Source organism: Enterococcus sp. 4E1_DIV0656, assembly GCF_002140695.1.
Taxonomy (GTDB): domain Bacteria; phylum Bacillota; class Bacilli; order Lactobacillales; family Enterococcaceae; genus Enterococcus_D; species Enterococcus_D entomosocium.
Window position 1 is genome coordinate 12015 of the sequence record NZ_NGLF01000002.1, and the last position, 16842, is coordinate 28856.

At 41.4% G+C, this 16842-nt stretch carries 16 protein-coding genes and 1 other RNA gene; 14 read left to right on the forward strand and 3 right to left on the reverse strand.

All coding sequences use genetic code 11. The features are described 5' to 3' along the window. Window positions 1-207 precede the first annotated feature (207 nt). The 4 genes from A5882_RS13375 (at window position 208) to A5882_RS13390 (ending at window position 4929) form a co-directional block, all read left to right on the forward strand. Window positions 208-2259, forward strand: a complete 2052-nt coding sequence (locus A5882_RS13375) for a glucosaminidase domain-containing protein (protein ID WP_086372964.1) — start codon at window positions 208-210, stop codon at window positions 2257-2259. A gap of 18 nt (window positions 2260-2277) precedes the next feature. After that, window positions 2278-2757: a signal peptidase I gene (lepB, locus tag A5882_RS13380; RefSeq protein ID WP_086372965.1), complete on the forward strand. Its 480-nt coding sequence runs from the start codon at window positions 2278-2280 to the stop codon at window positions 2755-2757. A gap of 121 nt (window positions 2758-2878) precedes the next feature. After that, a complete protein-coding gene (locus A5882_RS13385) occupies window positions 2879-3730 on the forward strand; it encodes a hypothetical protein (RefSeq protein ID WP_254908499.1) in 852 nt (283 codons plus the stop codon). After that, window positions 3730-4929, forward strand: coding sequence for a hypothetical protein (locus A5882_RS13390; protein WP_086372966.1), 1200 nt, complete (start codon window positions 3730-3732; stop codon window positions 4927-4929). The genes A5882_RS13385 and A5882_RS13390 overlap by 1 nt, the downstream gene beginning before the upstream one ends. 75 nt (window positions 4930-5004) lie before the next feature. On the opposite strand, the gene A5882_RS13395 is transcribed toward A5882_RS13390, so the two are convergent. Next, window positions 5005-7332, reverse strand: a complete 2328-nt coding sequence (locus tag A5882_RS13395) for a PBP1A family penicillin-binding protein (protein WP_369596971.1) — start codon at window positions 7330-7332, stop codon at window positions 5005-5007. Next, window positions 7322-7960, reverse strand: coding sequence for a Holliday junction resolvase RecU (gene recU / locus A5882_RS13400; protein ID WP_086372968.1), 639 nt, complete (start codon window positions 7958-7960; stop codon window positions 7322-7324). The genes A5882_RS13395 and recU overlap by 11 nt, the downstream gene beginning before the upstream one ends. Before the next feature lie 70 nt (window positions 7961-8030). On the opposite strand from recU, the gene A5882_RS13405 reads away from it, so the two are divergent. The 8 genes from A5882_RS13405 to A5882_RS13440 all read left to right on the forward strand — a co-directional run bounded on the left by A5882_RS13405 (window position 8031) and on the right by A5882_RS13440 (window position 13685). Next, window positions 8031-8576, forward strand: coding sequence for a DUF1273 domain-containing protein (locus tag A5882_RS13405; protein ID WP_008379834.1), 546 nt, complete (start codon window positions 8031-8033; stop codon window positions 8574-8576). A 71-nt stretch (window positions 8577-8647) separates the two neighbouring features. Further along, window positions 8648-9058 carry a cell division regulator GpsB gene (gene gpsB / locus A5882_RS13410; protein ID WP_005226142.1) on the forward strand — a complete coding sequence of 137 codons (411 nt, stop codon included), beginning with the start codon at window positions 8648-8650 and terminating at the stop codon, window positions 9056-9058. Between the two features lie 19 nt (window positions 9059-9077). Further along, window positions 9078-9443, forward strand: an RNA gene (gene rnpB, locus A5882_RS13415) — RNase P RNA component class B. A 66-nt stretch (window positions 9444-9509) separates the two neighbouring features. Continuing rightward, entirely contained in the window at window positions 9510-10673 is a 1164-nt protein-coding gene (locus tag A5882_RS13420; RefSeq protein ID WP_005236030.1) for a class I SAM-dependent RNA methyltransferase, read from the forward strand. Then, window positions 10670-12184 (forward strand): carboxypeptidase M32, encoded by a 1515-nt coding sequence (locus A5882_RS13425; RefSeq protein WP_086372969.1) that lies wholly within the window; start codon window positions 10670-10672, stop codon window positions 12182-12184. The genes A5882_RS13420 and A5882_RS13425 overlap by 4 nt, the downstream gene beginning before the upstream one ends. 147 nt (window positions 12185-12331) lie before the next feature. Beyond that, on the forward strand, window positions 12332-12991 hold the full coding sequence (locus A5882_RS13430) for an HD domain-containing protein (RefSeq protein ID WP_016620164.1): 660 nt from the start codon (window positions 12332-12334) through the stop codon (window positions 12989-12991). An 83-nt stretch (window positions 12992-13074) separates the two neighbouring features. Next, window positions 13075-13455 (forward strand): hypothetical protein, encoded by a 381-nt coding sequence (locus A5882_RS13435; protein ID WP_005236023.1) that lies wholly within the window; start codon window positions 13075-13077, stop codon window positions 13453-13455. Then, window positions 13452-13685 carry a hypothetical protein gene (locus tag A5882_RS13440; protein WP_005236021.1) on the forward strand — a complete coding sequence of 78 codons (234 nt, stop codon included), beginning with the start codon at window positions 13452-13454 and terminating at the stop codon, window positions 13683-13685. The genes A5882_RS13435 and A5882_RS13440 overlap by 4 nt, the downstream gene beginning before the upstream one ends. A 158-nt stretch (window positions 13686-13843) precedes the next feature. Here the strand turns inward: A5882_RS13440 and A5882_RS13445 are convergent, their stop codons facing one another. Next, entirely contained in the window at window positions 13844-14170 is a 327-nt protein-coding gene (locus tag A5882_RS13445; protein ID WP_005236019.1) for a hypothetical protein, read from the reverse strand. 93 nt (window positions 14171-14263) lie between these two features. On the opposite strand from A5882_RS13445, the gene A5882_RS13450 reads away from it, so the two are divergent. Both A5882_RS13450 and A5882_RS13455 read left to right on the forward strand, forming a co-directional pair. Further along, a complete protein-coding gene (locus tag A5882_RS13450; RefSeq protein WP_008379845.1) occupies window positions 14264-15427 on the forward strand; it encodes a VanZ family protein in 1164 nt (387 codons plus the stop codon). Window positions 15428-15485: 58 nt separating this feature from the next. After that, complete coding sequence (locus A5882_RS13455) at window positions 15486-16832, forward strand: DEAD/DEAH box helicase (RefSeq protein WP_086372970.1); 1347 nt, start codon at window positions 15486-15488, stop codon at window positions 16830-16832. Window positions 16833-16842 lie beyond the last annotated feature (10 nt).

The following is a 16842-nucleotide window of genomic DNA, read 5'->3' on the forward strand; positions in this document are numbered from 1 at the left end:
GTGGATTTTAACGCTTTTTTATGGTAGATCACGCTGCTGAGCAAAATCTGCTTAAGCTGGCTAAATCCATCGTTTGCTTCAAAAATAATCGCGAAGATACGGAGTTCACCTAAACTCGTGCAAAAACTATTCAAGCAACTTTGAATCAGTTCGTCAGGTTTTGATCAAAACCAATGATGCCGGCTGAAACAAGAGAAAGGAAACTGTATGAAGAGTAGAAAAAAGAAGTCATATTTAACATTATTCAGTGCTGGGATTTTAGCAAGCCAACTTTTTGTTTCTCCCGTATTACTGGCGAAAGAAAGCCCTCAGCCTGATAACTATTCAGAAAATACAAATGTCGAACAGCAACTTGATGACCAAGATTCATCGGCAGCAGAAGCCCAAGAGAGTCAAGAAGACGTCAGCAAAGAGCAAACGGAGGGCTCGACCGAGTTATCCTCCGAATCAAATGAGCCGCTTATGGATTCAGAAACAGCAGATACCGTTGTAGAATCTCTTGATTCGTCTGAAGAAGCAGACTCAACGCAAACGACCGAGTCAGCGGAAACGACCGAACTAGAGGAATCAGAGTCCGCGGAACCTTCCGAGGAAGAGGAAAAAATAGATGCTGAAACGGACGATCTAGAAGTAGAAACAGAGAACAAGCCAAAAGAGACCGACTTGATTGATGAGTCATTGGCACCAAAAGAAAATGAAATTTCAACTGAGAGCAACGAAAATACTGAAAATGCAAAAAAAGAGGAGCCGAAAACACCTCCGATTATTGCACCTGAGCAAGTAATAAACCCTGTCGTTCAATCACCAGATGCTACTTCTGACTTGAAAAATTCTTTTTATGATGGACGTACCATTGATTTACCAGAGAGTTTTCGGGCAGCAAAGATCGCAGATTCGAATCTGTTAGATTTCACCTTGCCGATATTAGCTGATTATGATGCGCAATGGCAAGCGGCATTCGTCTACGAGATCATCGGGCAAATTGGTGAACTAGAAGAACCATTGACGATGGACGAATGGATCAATGAACGGATCAAAGCGGTTATAAAAGGAGAAGCTAGCTGGATAGAAAAAGAACAGCAGGTTGAACAATTACAACCGGGGGATCTTTTATATGACGCAAATAAGTTAATCGGTATCTACCTCGCAGATGGTTACCAAGCAAGTTTAGTGACAAATCAAGAAGAGCCAACGAAAACTGCCATCGAAGTTCAGCGGGTTTCTATCGAAGAGCCGCTATCGATCAGACGGCTATCAAATCCTGAATTGGCTACATATGGCAAAAAGCTAGTTACTGAATATCCAGCCCCTTACGAATTTACAGTGAATCAAAAGACCCAGACGTTTATTGAAACATTGGCACAAGAAGCCCAAAGCTTAGGGCAAGAATACGATGTCTTTGCTTCTGTATTGATCGCGCAAGCGATCCTTGAAAGCGGCAGTGGCGACAGCGGGCTTTCCAGCAGTCCCCATTATAACCTTTTTGGGATCAAAGGCAGTTATCAAGGAAACAGCGTGACTTTACCAACAATGGAAGATAAAGGCAACGGAGAACTATTCCAAATTCAAGCCGCCTTTCGTTCCTATTCAAGTTATCGAGATTCCATGGCTGATTATGTCAAATTGATTCGCGGAGGAATCACTGGAAATCCAACCTTTTATCAAGACGTGTGGCGCTCTGAATCAAAAAACTATCTTCGGGCAGCAGATGCTTTGACGGGCACTTATGCGACCGATGTTAATTATAGTAAAAAAATCAATTCACTGATTGCAGTCTATGGATTGACGCAATATGACCAAGTGATCGCAACAGAAACAGGCTTGTTTATCCAAGGAAAAGAACAAATTCCAGAAGAGTATCGCTCCCTCATGACATTTCGAGAATACAACGGTCGTGACTACAATCTTTCTGGTTCGTATCCTGTTGGACAATGTACTTGGTATGTGTTCAATCGCGTGAGTCAATTAGGCGGTCAAGTAGATGACTACATGGGAAATGGTGGTCAATGGGGCAATACCGGACGACGTTTAGGTTACAACGTCAGTCAAACGCCTAAAGCAGGCAGTATGATCTCTTTTGCACCTGGAACAGCTGGATCTGATCCTCGTTATGGGCATGTCGCTTTTGTTGAAGCCGTTGGTCCAAATGGTATTTTGGTTTCAGAAGGAAATGTCTATGGTGGAACCACAATCTCTTATCGCGTGATCAGCAATGAATTGGCGCACTCATCAAGTGTTTCATATATTATGCCAAAATAAGGATGGAGGGCTGGCAATATGAGTAAACGGCATAGACAAATAGGTCTTCCTATCAGCGGTATCTTTTTGATGGTCCTTTTGCTTATTGCGTTTCTTCAGCCGTATCGACTGGCGTTAGTCAGAGGAGCGTCCATGCTGCCGACGATCGAGGATCGACAAGTTGTGCTGATCCATAAAAAGCGCCAGCCAAATCGCTATCAGCTGATCGCTTTCGAACAGGAAGGGAAATTTTTGATCAAGAGAGTGATTGGTGTGCCGGGGGATTCCTTCGTTCGTACACAGGAGCGTTTGTTGATTGGGGCGGAGGATACTGACTTTGATTTTTCATTTATGATCACTGTGAAGGATGAAGCCGTTGAGGCGTTGCCGATTCGGGGGTACCTCAAAGAAGATGAGTACTTTGTCGTTGGCGATGCACTGCTCACTTCAAGTGATAGTAGAGAATTTGGAATCATTTCAAGTAAAACCTTTTATGGTGTGGTGACCACGTTCTTCTGACACATCAGCTTCTTGAAAGGAAGTTTGCGATGATTCATTTCTTGCAACATATCAACGAGACTAAGTTTGTATCAAAAGGGATGAATAAAACGAATTTTAGTTTTGATGGAAGGAAGAGACTGTGATTTTTATCTATATTGGGATGATACTGCTTGCCATTGGAGCAGGTAGTATCATCGGTTGGCGATTGTATCGAGAATATTTATTAAGAAAAGTTGAAAAGCAGCTGTCGTCAGATGCTTTAGCCAAAAGGAAACTGCGTTTATTTAAGCACAACCTGCGCAGTGGGCACCTGCTAATTGTATTGGGCTGCAGTAGTGCCATAATCGTAAGTGTCTTGCTACTAACAGTTTTTCAGCTGACAGGCGGCATTCATTTGCAAAGGCTGCAAGAAGAAACTAGTCAATTGAAAGAGGAAGTCTTCGCGCTAAGAACTGAGCAAACGGAATGGATGCGTATGCCGATTTTTGCTTATCCTGAGAACGGCTTTGCTTTTGAAGCGACTGATTGGGAGCATTTACTCGTATCCAATGATCGTGAAGCACAGTTTGCAGCTGAATATGAGTTGGCCTATCAGTTATCACCATATCTAGGTCGCACCGTAGCGATGATTTTTGTTGATCAGCCCTTGCAAGAAATCTCGATTGTTCTATCTAGCAAATTACCATCAATTGATGACTTAAACGGATGGGAAGAAAATTTTTCTAGTCTACTACATGATATGCAGAACGTTCCCTTGATCACCCAAGGAACCTTCTCTGTTCAATTTTCCAAGGATTCTGATCAGTCCTTTGAGCAGACGATCATTCGTGATGAGAATGGAGTTTGGACCCTTTTAGAACGCAGCTTTCCAAACACTGACGCTCAAGAAGTAGCTAATAACGAGGGGAGCGAAAGCATATCCTCTACTCCTCAAACGGATCAAAGTGAAACGATCAATACAAATGAACAAAAAGGCAGTGTGAAAAATTAATGATGAAAAAGAAAAACAAAGGTTTGTTTTCTGTCCAAAAGCTAATGGATGAAGTAAATCAATTATCCATAGAAGAGCTGAATGAATTTGAGGAGACAAATCAAGAAGAGGGAATCATTGAGGATCAAGGTTCCGCAAAGGCTACGCCTGAAAAAAAAGAGAAAGGAACCAATCGACAAGCGGACAATGAACCCGCTAAAACCCAGAAAGAAACAGCGAAACCTGTCGCACAGACTTTAGCAAAACCGATTTCTCAGCAAAGAGTGTCTGTTGATCAACAGACAGATCAAAGTGTCAAAAAGATAGCAGTGCAGCAAAAATCCTCTGGGAACCGTGATAACCACGCCAAGGATAGTCAACTCGTTGAAGACAAAGGAGAACGTATGGAGAAAGAATTGAGTATAAACCAGACACATAAGCAAGAGTCAGAAGAACAAGAAAAGGATCATATGATTGAAAATTTATCTTTTGAAATTAAAGAATTGATTTTAGAAAATGAGCAACTACAGGAAGAAAAAAAGCAGTTAAAAAAACAGCAGAAGGTAGTGGCTCAACAAGAAGCAGAGGCAAAAGAATTAAAAGCTTCGCTAGTAGAAGCGAATAAGAAAGTCAAAGACCTAGAAGAACAGCTTACAAAAGTAGATACAGAAAAACTTGAAGCAAAGATCCAGCAATTAGAAGCTAAGTTAGCTGTTCAGCAAGAAAAAGAGCAAAAAGAGAAACAAAATTACGAAAAGGAACGCGCTGAATGGACGTTGAAGCGGCAAGAAATCCAGCAGTTGCAAGAAGTAATTGCTGATTTGAAACAGCAATTGGCAGAAAAAGAAGAGCTTGCAGCAAAAGTTTCAGCTATCGAATCAAATGAAGAAGTCGCAGAGCTTCAGGCGAAGATCGAAGCACTAAGGGAAGAAAATGCAACCCTACAAATCGAAAACGAGCAGTTCCAAACAGAAATCAGTGAGGTTTTAGTCTTTGCTAGAAGAAAAGCAAATCGCACGATTCAAGAAGCGAAGATCGAATCTGAACGAATGATCCGTACGACAGAAATGCGAATCGATGGCATTCATGATCGTGCCAAGGAGATTCTTTTTGAAGTGAACGAGACGAAAGAAAATGTGATTCATTTGTTTGACGATCTGCATAATCAAGTTTATCAGCTTTCAGATAAAAAATTGCTTTTTGAAGAGCTTGAAAAGTAAGCTTCTACATTTATATGGTCGTTATTAAAAAAACAGTAGATCAAAATCTGATCTACTGTTTTTCACTATTCTCAGTTATTCGGAGTTACCATCATTTGGTTCTGGTGGATCCGGCGGTGAAGAAGGATTTTCTTCACTGCTGGAAGGCGTTGTTGAGCCAGGATCCTGACTAGAAGCAGGAGGTGTAACGACCGAAGATGAATCATCCTCATCAGGTGTTGTCACTGGGGGTGTCACTTCGCTTGATGATTCTGTTGTACTTGATGGTGTTGCTTCACTACTTTCTGTAGAAGGTGTCGTCGGTTCAACGTACGAACTACTGCTGGAAGAACTTGGTGCTGAATAGCTTGGCTGCGTGTATGTCCCTTCAAGATAAAGCTCTCTTCCGATCCGTGTCAATCCGTCAGGCATTGTCCAGTCCGTGTTTTCTACAGAAGCAGAAACATAGCGCATCAATTCACGATAGACATCTGAAGCCACATGGGTACTACTATCAGTGATTGGTGTCATTTTGTCGTTGTATCCGGTCCATACCGCCAATGAGTAGGAGGGAGTATAGCCGGCAAAAGTTATATCCGGATAAGCACCGTTTGATGTATCCAGTTGTGCTAGCTGGTCATCGGTGTAATTGGAAGTTCCCGTTTTCCCTGCTTGGTATAACCCATCGATTTGCGCATTGGTTCCAGTACCGACAGAAATAACATCTTTCAAAATATCGGTCACCATATAAGCCGTCGTATCATCCATTGCTTCTTGACCATCAACTTTAAAGGATTCTTCATCTTCGGTCCCATCTTGCATGACGATTTTGTTGACGTACTGAGGTTCATAATAGGTTCCACCGTTTGAAAACGCAGCATAAGCAGCGGCCATTTTCAGGCTGGAGATCCCATATTTTGTGCCATCTAATTTATCCGTATTGCTAGAAATCGCATTAGATTGAGTAATCGTGTGGTATTCGATACCCAACCCGCTAAGAAAGTCGGCGATATTATCCGCTCCAACTTCATCAAACAATTTCACTGCTGGTACATTTCTGGATTCTGCTAAAGCAGTTCGAAGCGTGATATTGCCCATATATTGGCGATCCCAGTTGTACACAGGAATATCGGTTCCTTTATAAGTATAAGGTTCATCTAAAATCATTCTACCGGTAGAGTCTTGTAGAAATTGGAAGGCAGGGCCGTAGTCTGTGATCGGTTTAACGGTCGATCCAAAGTCCCGAGCGACGTTGACAGCCAGGTTGTTTGCTAGAACGTCATCAACGTTGCGGGCACCAATTTGAGCCGTGACTTTGCCCGTATTGACATCAACTAAAGTAGCGGCAACCTGCATCTTATCGTCTGGATAATTAACATAATCATCGCTGTTGACGATGTCATATAACCGTTTTTGCGCATCGATATCGACATTGGTGTAAATATCTAAGCCATCGGTATAAACATCTTTGCCGGTTTTTTCTTTAACTTCTGCGATCACTTCGTTGAAGTAATTATCAAAGTATTTCCACTCTTGGTTTTCTCGCGGGTTTTCTTGCAATCCTTCTTGAATATCTTCGGCAACGGCCGCATCATATTCCGCTTGCGTGATTTTCTCGTTTTCAAGCATTGCGCCTAAAACCACATCTCGACGACTTTTCGCATTATCAGGATGAGCGAAAGGATCAAACGCAGAAGGGGCATTTGGTAAACCAGCAATCAAAGCGGTTTGCGCTAGGTCTAGTTCAGCCAAAGGTTTGCCGTAAAACTTCATAGCAGCTGTTTGCATTCCATAAACCCCGTTGGACATATATACCTTATTAATATAGTAAGTCAAAATTTCCTGCTTTGATTTGGTTTGTTCAAGCCGAACCGCCATCCAAGCTTCTTGTGCTTTTCTTCGTAACGTTTGATCTTCGGCGCTGGTAGAAAAGAAGGACAGCTTGATCAATTGCTGAGTCAACGTACTTCCGCCTTGCATACCGCCGGTTGTGGCATTGGATAATGCAGAACCAACGATTCGGATCGGATCGACCCCGATATGCTGATAGAACCGACGATCTTCGACAGAGACGATCGCATCTTCCAGCAGTTGGGGAATCTCACTTGCGGTGATTTTTTCTCTCGTTTCACTTCCGAATTCAGTGATCAATTCACCGTTGGAGGCATAAAAGCGCGAAGAAACAGTCGAATCCAAACGTGTTTCATCAAGTGCTGGTGCATCTTTGGCGTACCACCAAAACAGCCCCATTCCTGATAAAATCCCGATACAGCCTAAGAAAAATAGGCCCATAAACACTTTTAAAAGAATACTCCCAATACTTCGTTTGCCTTTGGCTTTGGTTTTAGGGGGCTTTGGTGCTTTTTTAGCAGTGCCTTTCTTAGAATCATGCCGAGAGGTCCTCGATTGTGATTCATTTGCCATACTCATCATTCTCCTTCATCGTTAAAAATTGATCAACTGCTTTTAAATAGGGAATACGCGGCGCAATAGTGGGGATGATTTCGATTCCATTGGTTTCGATATAGGCCAACGTCAATGATTTTTTTCCCGTTTCCTTTTGCAGGTGCCACTGAGAAACTAAGCACTTGCTATCTAGAAAAAAGCAGCGTTGTAGACTAGAAAACCATAAAAGAACAAAACATAATCCCGCTTGTTCCAAACAGTCTTCCATATGCTTGATTTGGTGTGGATGAAAATTTTTAAAGGGAAATGACGTTTTGTTTTGAGTCTCTTTCGCTTCAAAGTCGATATATTGCCCTTGATAAACCCCATTGTAATCGGTGGTAGAGGCCTCTCGAAAGTAGGCTTCTTTGATTACGGCGGCGCTTCTTCTCGGATAATCTACCTTGACGATTTGAACTGGTGTCGGTTTCTTATGAATGACCGCAAGTTTGCGATTTAAATAATAAAGGTTGCTTTCATTGATCGCTTCTTCAAAACGCATCCCACGATTGGCATACGTTTTTGGCTTTATTAGTTTTTCTTGCATTTTTTGTTTTTTGCCGTCATCATAGGTAGTAGATTGTCCATTCGGGTAACGAATAACCATGTTGTTCACACTCCTAGGCAACATTATACCAAAAAGTCGTTTGGAAAGAAAAGAGATGACCAGAGAAACAATGAAAACCTTATACTTTACTGGCTATCGTAATTATGAATTAGGTGTCTTTCAAGCAAAAGATCCCAAGATTGCAGTTATTAAGAAAGTAATAATGTCGGCATTGACCAATTATGTTGAAGAAGGGCTAGAATGGCTCTTGATCAGCGGGAATCTTGGAGCAGAGCTGTGGTGTGCCGAAGCCATTGAACAATTAAAACAAACATACCCGGAACTGAAACTAGGAATTATTTTTCCTTTTGAAGGGTTTGGTGAAAATTGGAACGAAACGAATCAGCAGGCACTGCAAACAGCGAAGTCATTTGCCGATTATGTCAATGCCACCAGCCATAAGCCTTACCAAGACCCCAGTCAATTAAGAAATCACACAGCGTTTTTACTTGAGCATACTGAAGGTGCACTTGTGTTATATGATGACGAATTTCCAGGAAAACCTAATTATTTCTTAAGAGATGCGAAAGCCTATAGTGAGCAAAATCCCTACTTTATTCATCAAATAACAATGGATGATTTACAAAACGCAACATTTGATAGTAATTTACTTTGATTTTCGTATATTTTTTGATAGAATGGTCTAGAAAGTGAAAACCATTTGGAATAAACAATGAGGTGTAAATAATGGCAAATTTAATTTATAGTCCAAAAGATATTCTGCAACAAGAATTCAAAACAAAAATGCGTGGATATGATCCAGTGGAAGTGGACGAGTTTTTAGATAATATCATTAAAGACTACGAAAGCTACAATAAAGAGATCTTAGCCCTGCAAGAAGAAAACGATCGTCTGACAGCGAAAATCGATCAATTGTCGAAAAACCAAGCAATCGCTTCTCGTGTTCAACAAGAAGCACCGAAAAGCCAAACAGTCACAAATTTTGATATTTTAAAACGTTTGTCTAATCTTGAAAAAGAAGTGTTTGGCAAAAAGCTTGATCGTGAATCAGAACCTGTCACTCGTTCTTCTTCATACAACAGCAACTATACAAATGCTGATTTTGAAGATGACAACGAAAAAACCCGTCAATTCTAATGTAGAAAAGATAGTTGTGGTTTTCGGGTAATTGCGGCATAACTCGATTATGCTGAGGAAAGTCCATGCTCGCACAAGCTGAGACGCTTGTAGTGTTCGTGCCTAGCGAAACCATAAGCTAGGGTACTTGAGAAAGTAACGGCAGGAAAAATGGCTAAGGTGCAAGCTATGCCAAAGTATCCTTGAAAGTGCCACAGTGACGAAGCAAGCCGGGAAACCGTCTTGGTGGAACGCGGTAAACCCCTCGAGCGAGCAACCCAAACAATGGTAGGGGCACTTTTTGCACGGAAATGAACGGAGCAAGAAGGCAAGTAATTGCAGATAGATAATTACCCAGTGTTTTCTTCTCCCTGAGGAAAATACGGACAAAACATGGCTTATAGAAAATCACAACCTATCAGGGAATCCTTCCAGCAACGGAAGGTTTTTTTATACCAAGAAGGAGAGCGTTATGACTGAAAAAACATTTAATTGTATTGCCACCGCTGCGAGCGGTTTAGAAGCACTAGTGGGCAAAGAATTACGGGATTTAGGGATCGAGTGTGAGGTTGAAAACGGCCGAGCGCGCTTTAAAGGAACAATGGAGACCATTGCTACCGCGAACTTGTGGCTCCGTACAGCCGACCGTATCAAAATCGTCGTTGGGGAATTTGACGTATTGACTTTCGATCAGCTGTTTGAAGAAGTTAAAGCGTTACCGTGGGAAGACTTTTTACCGTTAGACGCTGAATTTCCAGTAGCCGGAAAATCAATCAAATCAAAATTGTATAGTGTACCTGACTGCCAAGCGATTACCAAAAAAGCAATCGTCAATCGCTTAAGAGAAGTATATCATCGTCCGGCAAGTGTGCCGCTGACTGAAACTGGCGCTTTTTTCCAATTAGAAGTCGCTTTATTGAAAGACCATGCGATGATCACATTGGATACGACTGGCCCTAGTTTGTTTAAACGCGGCTATCGTTTAGAAAAAGGGGGCGCACCTCTGAAAGAAAACATGGCTGCGGCTTTAGTGATGCTGACAAATTGGTACAAAGACAAGCCTTTTGTCGATCCCGTTTGTGGATCAGGCACATTGTGTATTGAAGCAGCTTTGATCGGCCATAATATCGCCCCTGGATTTAATCGGGAATTTGTTTGCGAAACGTGGGATTGGTTCCCAGCAGAAGTATTTGAAAAAGTACGGAAAGAAGCAGATGAAGCAGCAGATTATGATGTCGAATTAGATATTACCGGTTCGGATATCAATGGTCGAATGATTGAGATCGCCCGCCGGAATGCGGAAGAAATAGGTCTTGGAGACTCGATCACCTTCAAACAACAAGCTGTTAAAGACTTTAAAACAGAAAAAGAGTATGGTGTCGTTGTGGCTAACCCTCCTTATGGCGAACGCTTAGGAGAAGAAGAGTCTGTTCAGCGACTGTATCAAGAAATGGGCCAAGTGTTTCGACCGCTTAAAACCTGGAGTAAATACTTTTTGACCAGTGACTTGACTTTTGAGACCCATTACGGCGAAAAAGCGACAAAAAAACGCAAATTATACAACGGTGCGATTCGTACCGATCTCTTCCAATACTGGGGACAACGTCCGCCACGCAAAAAGGAGTTTGCTGAATGAAAGAACAAGAATTTCTGAAAGAATTAAAAGAAATCGATCTATTACAACAAGCAATGGGGATCTTAGGCTGGGACAATCAAACGGGGATGCCAGAAAAAGCCAGTGATTACCGGGCGGAAGTTGACAGCTATTTATATGGCCTCTATTTTGACAAAAAAATTGGAGAGCCGATCCAAGAAGCAATCAGCTATTTTGGGAAACACCCAGAAGAATTATCAGAGGTTGGGAAAGCGGCTTATCAGCTAGTCAAAGAAGAGTATGAATTGCAAAAAGATGTACCAAATGAGTTGGCGATGGCGGCTTCCGCAGCAACGTCAAAAGCACATACTGCTTGGCTCAAAGCCCGTAAAGAAAAAGATTTTTCTTTATTTAAAGACGCACTTTCTGAAAATATTCGCTTGACGAAAGAATTGATTCCTTATTGGAAGAAGAATGAGCTGACAAACTATGATGTGTTGTTAAACCAATACGAACCAAATATGACGGTTGAGATCTTGGATAATGTTTTCTCACAAGTGAGAGACGGTATCATGGATATTCGTCGTCAATTGGCTGAAAAAGGAACAGCACCAGATACTTCGATCCTGTCACGTAAGATGACCGAAGCGCAGCAACGTAAATTTATCTCAAAAGTGATTGCCGACTTAGGCTATGACTTTTCTCGCGGCCGCTTGGATAATACGGTCCACCCATTTGCTACGGGGATCAATCACAACGATGTGCGTTTGACTACTCGTTGGAGCGAAAACGATTTTTCAATGGGACTATTCGGTGTAATTCATGAAGCCGGACATGGAATGTACGAGCAAAATATTGACGAAAAATACGAAGGAACACCGGTTCATGAAGGAGCGTCTATGGGGATCCACGAATCTCAATCGCTTTTTAATGAAATCATTATCGGCAGTAATCGCAATTTCTGGGCCAAGCAATACCCATTTTTCCAAGAATGTGCGGCAGGCTCGTTTGATGATGTGTCTTTTGACACCTTCTATGATTCTTTGAAGCATTCTAAAGCCAGCTTGATCCGTATTGAAGCTGACAGTTTGACTTACGTAATCCATATCATTATTCGTTACGAGATCGAAAAAATGATCTTTAACGAAACAGTATCGATCGATGAACTGCCGAAAATCTGGAATGACAAATACGAGGAATATTTAGGGATTCGTCCAGAGAATGACCTTGAAGGAATCTTACAAGATGTTCATTGGTCAGGTTCCAGCTTTGGTTACTTCCCATCCTATGCGTTAGGGTATATGTATGCCGCGCAATTACTGCATGCGATGGAAAAAGAAATCAATGTCGATGAAGTGTTGGCTTCAGATGATTATTCACCGATTCGTAAATGGCTGACTGAAAATATCCATCAATATGGGGCATCAAAGAAACCAAATGAATTGATTTTAGATGCAACGGATGAATTATTGAATCCTCAATATCTATTAGACTATTTACGTAAGATCTATTTTAGTGTCTATAAAATCAGCGAGACGCAAGATTTCGCTTAAAAGAAACGAGTGAAAAGAAGCTTCGCAAGACGTTGCCGCCCTAACTGTTTCGTGGGGTGCTCGTTTTGTTAAACTTCTTTTCCTTTTGTATCGATAACCACTGAAAAAAGGAAGGCTTGCTGCTTTCGTATCGAAAGAAGGAGAAAGATGAAGGAAGAAAACAATGTTACCGATCTTAGCAAAGTAATTGCCTATGCCGAAAGTATTTTGGGGAATGATTACACAGGACATGGGTTTGATCATGTCAAACGGGTGGCGGGCTTAAGTCAAGCTATCATCGATGCCGACGAATTGGCGGTTGATCGTTTTGTCGTACAGGCAGCAGCTTACTTGCATGATACGGTGGATGACAAAGTTGTGGCGGATGTCACAGCGGCTTATGCCGAAGTGCGAGTTTGTTTGACTGCAGCAGGGGCAAGTGAAGCACAAACGAAAGAAATTTTTTCTATTATCGAAAATCTGTCTTTTTCAAAAGAACTTTTGCAAGGCGCACAAGTTGTCTCAGTAGAAGGCCGCGTCGTTCGTGATGCAGATCGTCTCGATGCTTTAGGTGCGATCGGTATTTTACGGACGAGCTATTTTGGTGGCAGTCATCAACACCCGATCCATGTCAGTGACTTAGCCCCAAAGACGTTTCAAAATCATGAGGATTACCGAAAAGGGACGACGGTGATCAATCATTTTTATGAAAAACTATTTTTGCTTCCTGAAAAGATGACCACGGATTATGGCAAAAAAGAAGCTCAGCGACGTGTGGTTTTCATGAAGGATTTTTTAGAAGAATTCTATGCAGAATGGGATGTCTAACTTTGTTTAGAGTTTTTTAAACTGCAATTCGATTATTTCCTTTTTCCTTTATTGTTCTTTATAATAGTAAGTACAAAGGAGGGATGGAAATGTACTACCAACAGGCATTACAACCGAGTGAACTATTGCCAGCGATTTCCAATTCAGGGGAATGCTTTTTTGTCATTCGGGCTGAGCTACCCATCCGGCAATATCAAATCGCAGTCTATCTTTACGACGATCAATTCTTTTTGTTGCAAGATGATCGCTTGTTTGATCAAATCGAACAAATCTCTAGTGAGACATTAGGGGACGAGGAAGAGATTTTACCATTTATCGAAGAAGCGTTGGAAGAAAACCATTATTTATTAGTGGAAAAAGCGTTTATTCGTTTAGATCTATCTACTTTACAAAAGATGACCGATCTTACTAGTTTCGATATCTTGTTTTATGAATTTTTTGATTCATGGGGGGAAGAAGAATGAAACGGACTGAATACGTAACACTCCAAGACAAAACATTGATTGACCTATTCCAGCAGTTAGGAGAGGATGTTTCGAATCTCGAGCTGATCGATGAAGAAAAGAATATCGATGTGGTGGTTGTGTCGAATAGTGACTGGCAATATTTATTGGAACAAGTCAATGATGATGTAAAAGAATCTTTTGCTGATACGTCAGAGACAGACCTGGATGAAGAACTAGCCGACGAATAAACGCTTTTTGTGGTTGATAAACTGTTTTACTACGGGAGTGGTGGTTGGATCTTTTGAAGGGGTTTAGCAATCTAGGCAGCTTACCAAAAAAAATACGAAGCGATCTCATTTCCCATTAAGAGGAACAGGATCATTTCGTATTTCTAGGTAGGTTGCTTTTATTTTGTCCGCAGACGAACGTTTTTGACTTTTAGATAGCCGCGAATCAAGTTGAGAATAAGTAAAAGAATGCCCACAATCAATGGAATCGCTAATAAGTAGGGCGAGTAAAGGTGGGTTTCTTGCACGTGTTCAAGAGAAGTTTTCTCCACTTCATTGATGGCTTGTTGAATGACTTGTAAACTAAATCCAGTCAGAAAACCAGCAATGATGAATAGGGCAAATCCTAAGTAGGGTATATCGGAAGACCGGCGAAAAAGAGCAAAAGCTACATATAAAACCAAAAGGAATGCCGGTACGCCAAAGGCAAAATAGGGATTTAACATGGTTTTTTAACCTCCTTTTCTTTTATGATACTCCAAAATTTACGTTTTGGGAAATAGCGTGTAAGATAAAAAGAAAACGTGAAGGAGTTCTTTATGTCCGCTTATATTACCCCAATAAAGGTTGCTCTGCTGGTTTTTCCATTTCTAGCATTGGCGATATCAATGATTTTTTTTGTTATCCAATATCGAAAATACGGTCGTTTTATCTTTTCTCGTGCACTGGTTCTTTATTCGTTTGTCTTCTATTTATTATGCGCCTATTTTTTAGTTATTTTGCCATTGCCCTCGATTGAAGAGGTAGCTCATATGACTGGTCCTAAGATGGAATTGCAGCTAGGAGCATCCTGGCACCATTTTGTCCAACAGACGGTCTTAAATATCCACGACCCGCAAACCTATCTTCCTGCCATGAAGCAGGGGGTCTTTCTCGAACCACTCTTTAATTTATTGTTGACCTTGCCTTTCGGCGTTTACTTACGTTATTACTTCAAGTGTTCTTTTCTGAAAACGCTGGCGATTACGTTTTGTCTGACGTTGTTTTTTGAATTGACTCAGCTGACAGGACTTTATTTTATTTATCCCCGTCCTTATCGCTTATTTGATGTTAATGATCTCTTTGTCAATACACTAGGAGGATTGTTGGGGTGGAGCATTGCCCCGCTATTTACGTTCTTATTGCCATCAAGAGAAGAGATGGATGCCGATTCATACGCCAAAGGTACTCGGGTAACCGTAACACGAAGGATATTTGCTTGGTTGATCGATTGGGGAATACTGAATGTGGTCAGTTTCATTGTGGTGATCGCTGTTCGTTTGCTTACTCAACAGACGGTAAGGGACTTTAGTGGGGACTATTGGTACTTTGCTCTTGAAGTATTACTGTACTTTGTGTTGTTTGCTTATCTTGCCAAAGGACAAACGATTGGAAAAAAACTCGTACGAATCAAAATCATGCAAGAAGCCCGTCAGAGGGTCAGCTTGGCTGCGTTATTGAAACGTTATGGTTTGTTTTATCTGATTTATGCCAGCATCAGTCGGGTCAACATCTTTTTTGCACCGTTTCTTGATTCGGATAATACGCTGCTTCTGGTCGTCAGTTTATTGATGGTGGTCATTTTTGGCTTGATCCAGTTTGGCTTTTACATGAATCTCTTTTGGGCTGCAATAAAAAAAGAAAGCCGCTTTTTCTATGAACGCCGCAGTGCAACGTATACAATTAGCACGATTGATCCAAAACCCGTGACAAAAGAAAGTTAGGAAATCAAGGCAACATATGCTATAATCCAAAGGATGCTAAAAGAAAGAAGGTGTTTGAATGTCTTTTGAGTCATTTAAATTTCAACCATTTATTTATGAAGCACTTGCTGATAAAAAGTTCTCTAATCCAACAGAAGTGCAAGAAAAATTGATACCTGTTATCCAAAAAGGCCGTAGTGTTGTTGGACAATCTCAGACTGGGAGTGGTAAGACCCATACATTTTTACTGCCATTGATGGATAAAATTGATGCCGAAAAAGATGAAGTGCAAGTCGTGATTACTGCACCGAGTCGTGAATTAGCCACACAAATTTATCAAGCCGCAAAACAGATCGGCGGGTTTCATGATCCGGAGATTCGTGTGTCAAATTTTGTTGGAGGAACGGATAAACAGCGCCAATTGAGCCGTCTGCAAAATCAACAGCCCCATGTCGTGATTGGGACACCTGGTCGTATCTTGGATATGATCAACGAACAAGCCTTAAGGGTTCACACTGCCAATGTATTTGTCGTGGATGAAGCAGACATGACCTTGGATATGGGCTTTTTGGAAGAAGTCGATCAAATTGCGGGGCGTTTGCCTGAGAAACTACAAATGCTGGTTTTCTCCGCAACGATTCCAGAGAAATTGCGCCCATTCTTGAAAAAATACATGGCCAATCCATTGATCGAAGAAATCAAATCGAAAGCAGTCATCTCTGATACGATCGAGAATTGGTTGATTTCTACCAAAGGGAAAAATACCAATAAATTGATCTATCAATTATTGACTACAGGCCATCCCTATCTTGCCATCGTTTTTGCCAACACGAAGAGCCGTGTGGATGAAATTACGGATTACTTAAAGGAACAAGGCTTAAAAGTAGCGAAGATCCACGGCGACATCAGTCCTCGTGAAAGAAAACGGATCATGCGCCAAGTGCAAAATTTGGACTACCAATATGTTGTCGCAACAGATTTAGCTGCGCGAGGAATTGATATTGAAGGGGTTTCTCATGTCATCAATGCCGAGATTCCAGCTGATTTGGATTTCTTTATCCACCGTGTTGGTCGGACCGGTCGAAATCAAATGGATGGGACCGCGATCACTTTATATGATCCAAGCGATGAAGGGGCAATCCAAGCCATCGAAGATCTAGGGGTTGTTTTCCAACCGAAGGAAATCAAAAATGGCGAGATCGTTGCGACTTACGATCGGAATCGTCGGCAAAAGCGGGAAAAATCTCGTGACGAATTAGACCCAACCTTGATTGGCTTAGTCAAGAAAAAGAAGAAAAAAATCAAGCCTGGCTACAAGAAAAAAATTCAATGGGCCGTTGATAAGAAGAACAAAGAAAAACGGAAGATCGAACGTCGTCAAACGACTCGAACCGCCCGCAAAAACAAGAAAAATTCGAATAGCTAATGCTTACCAA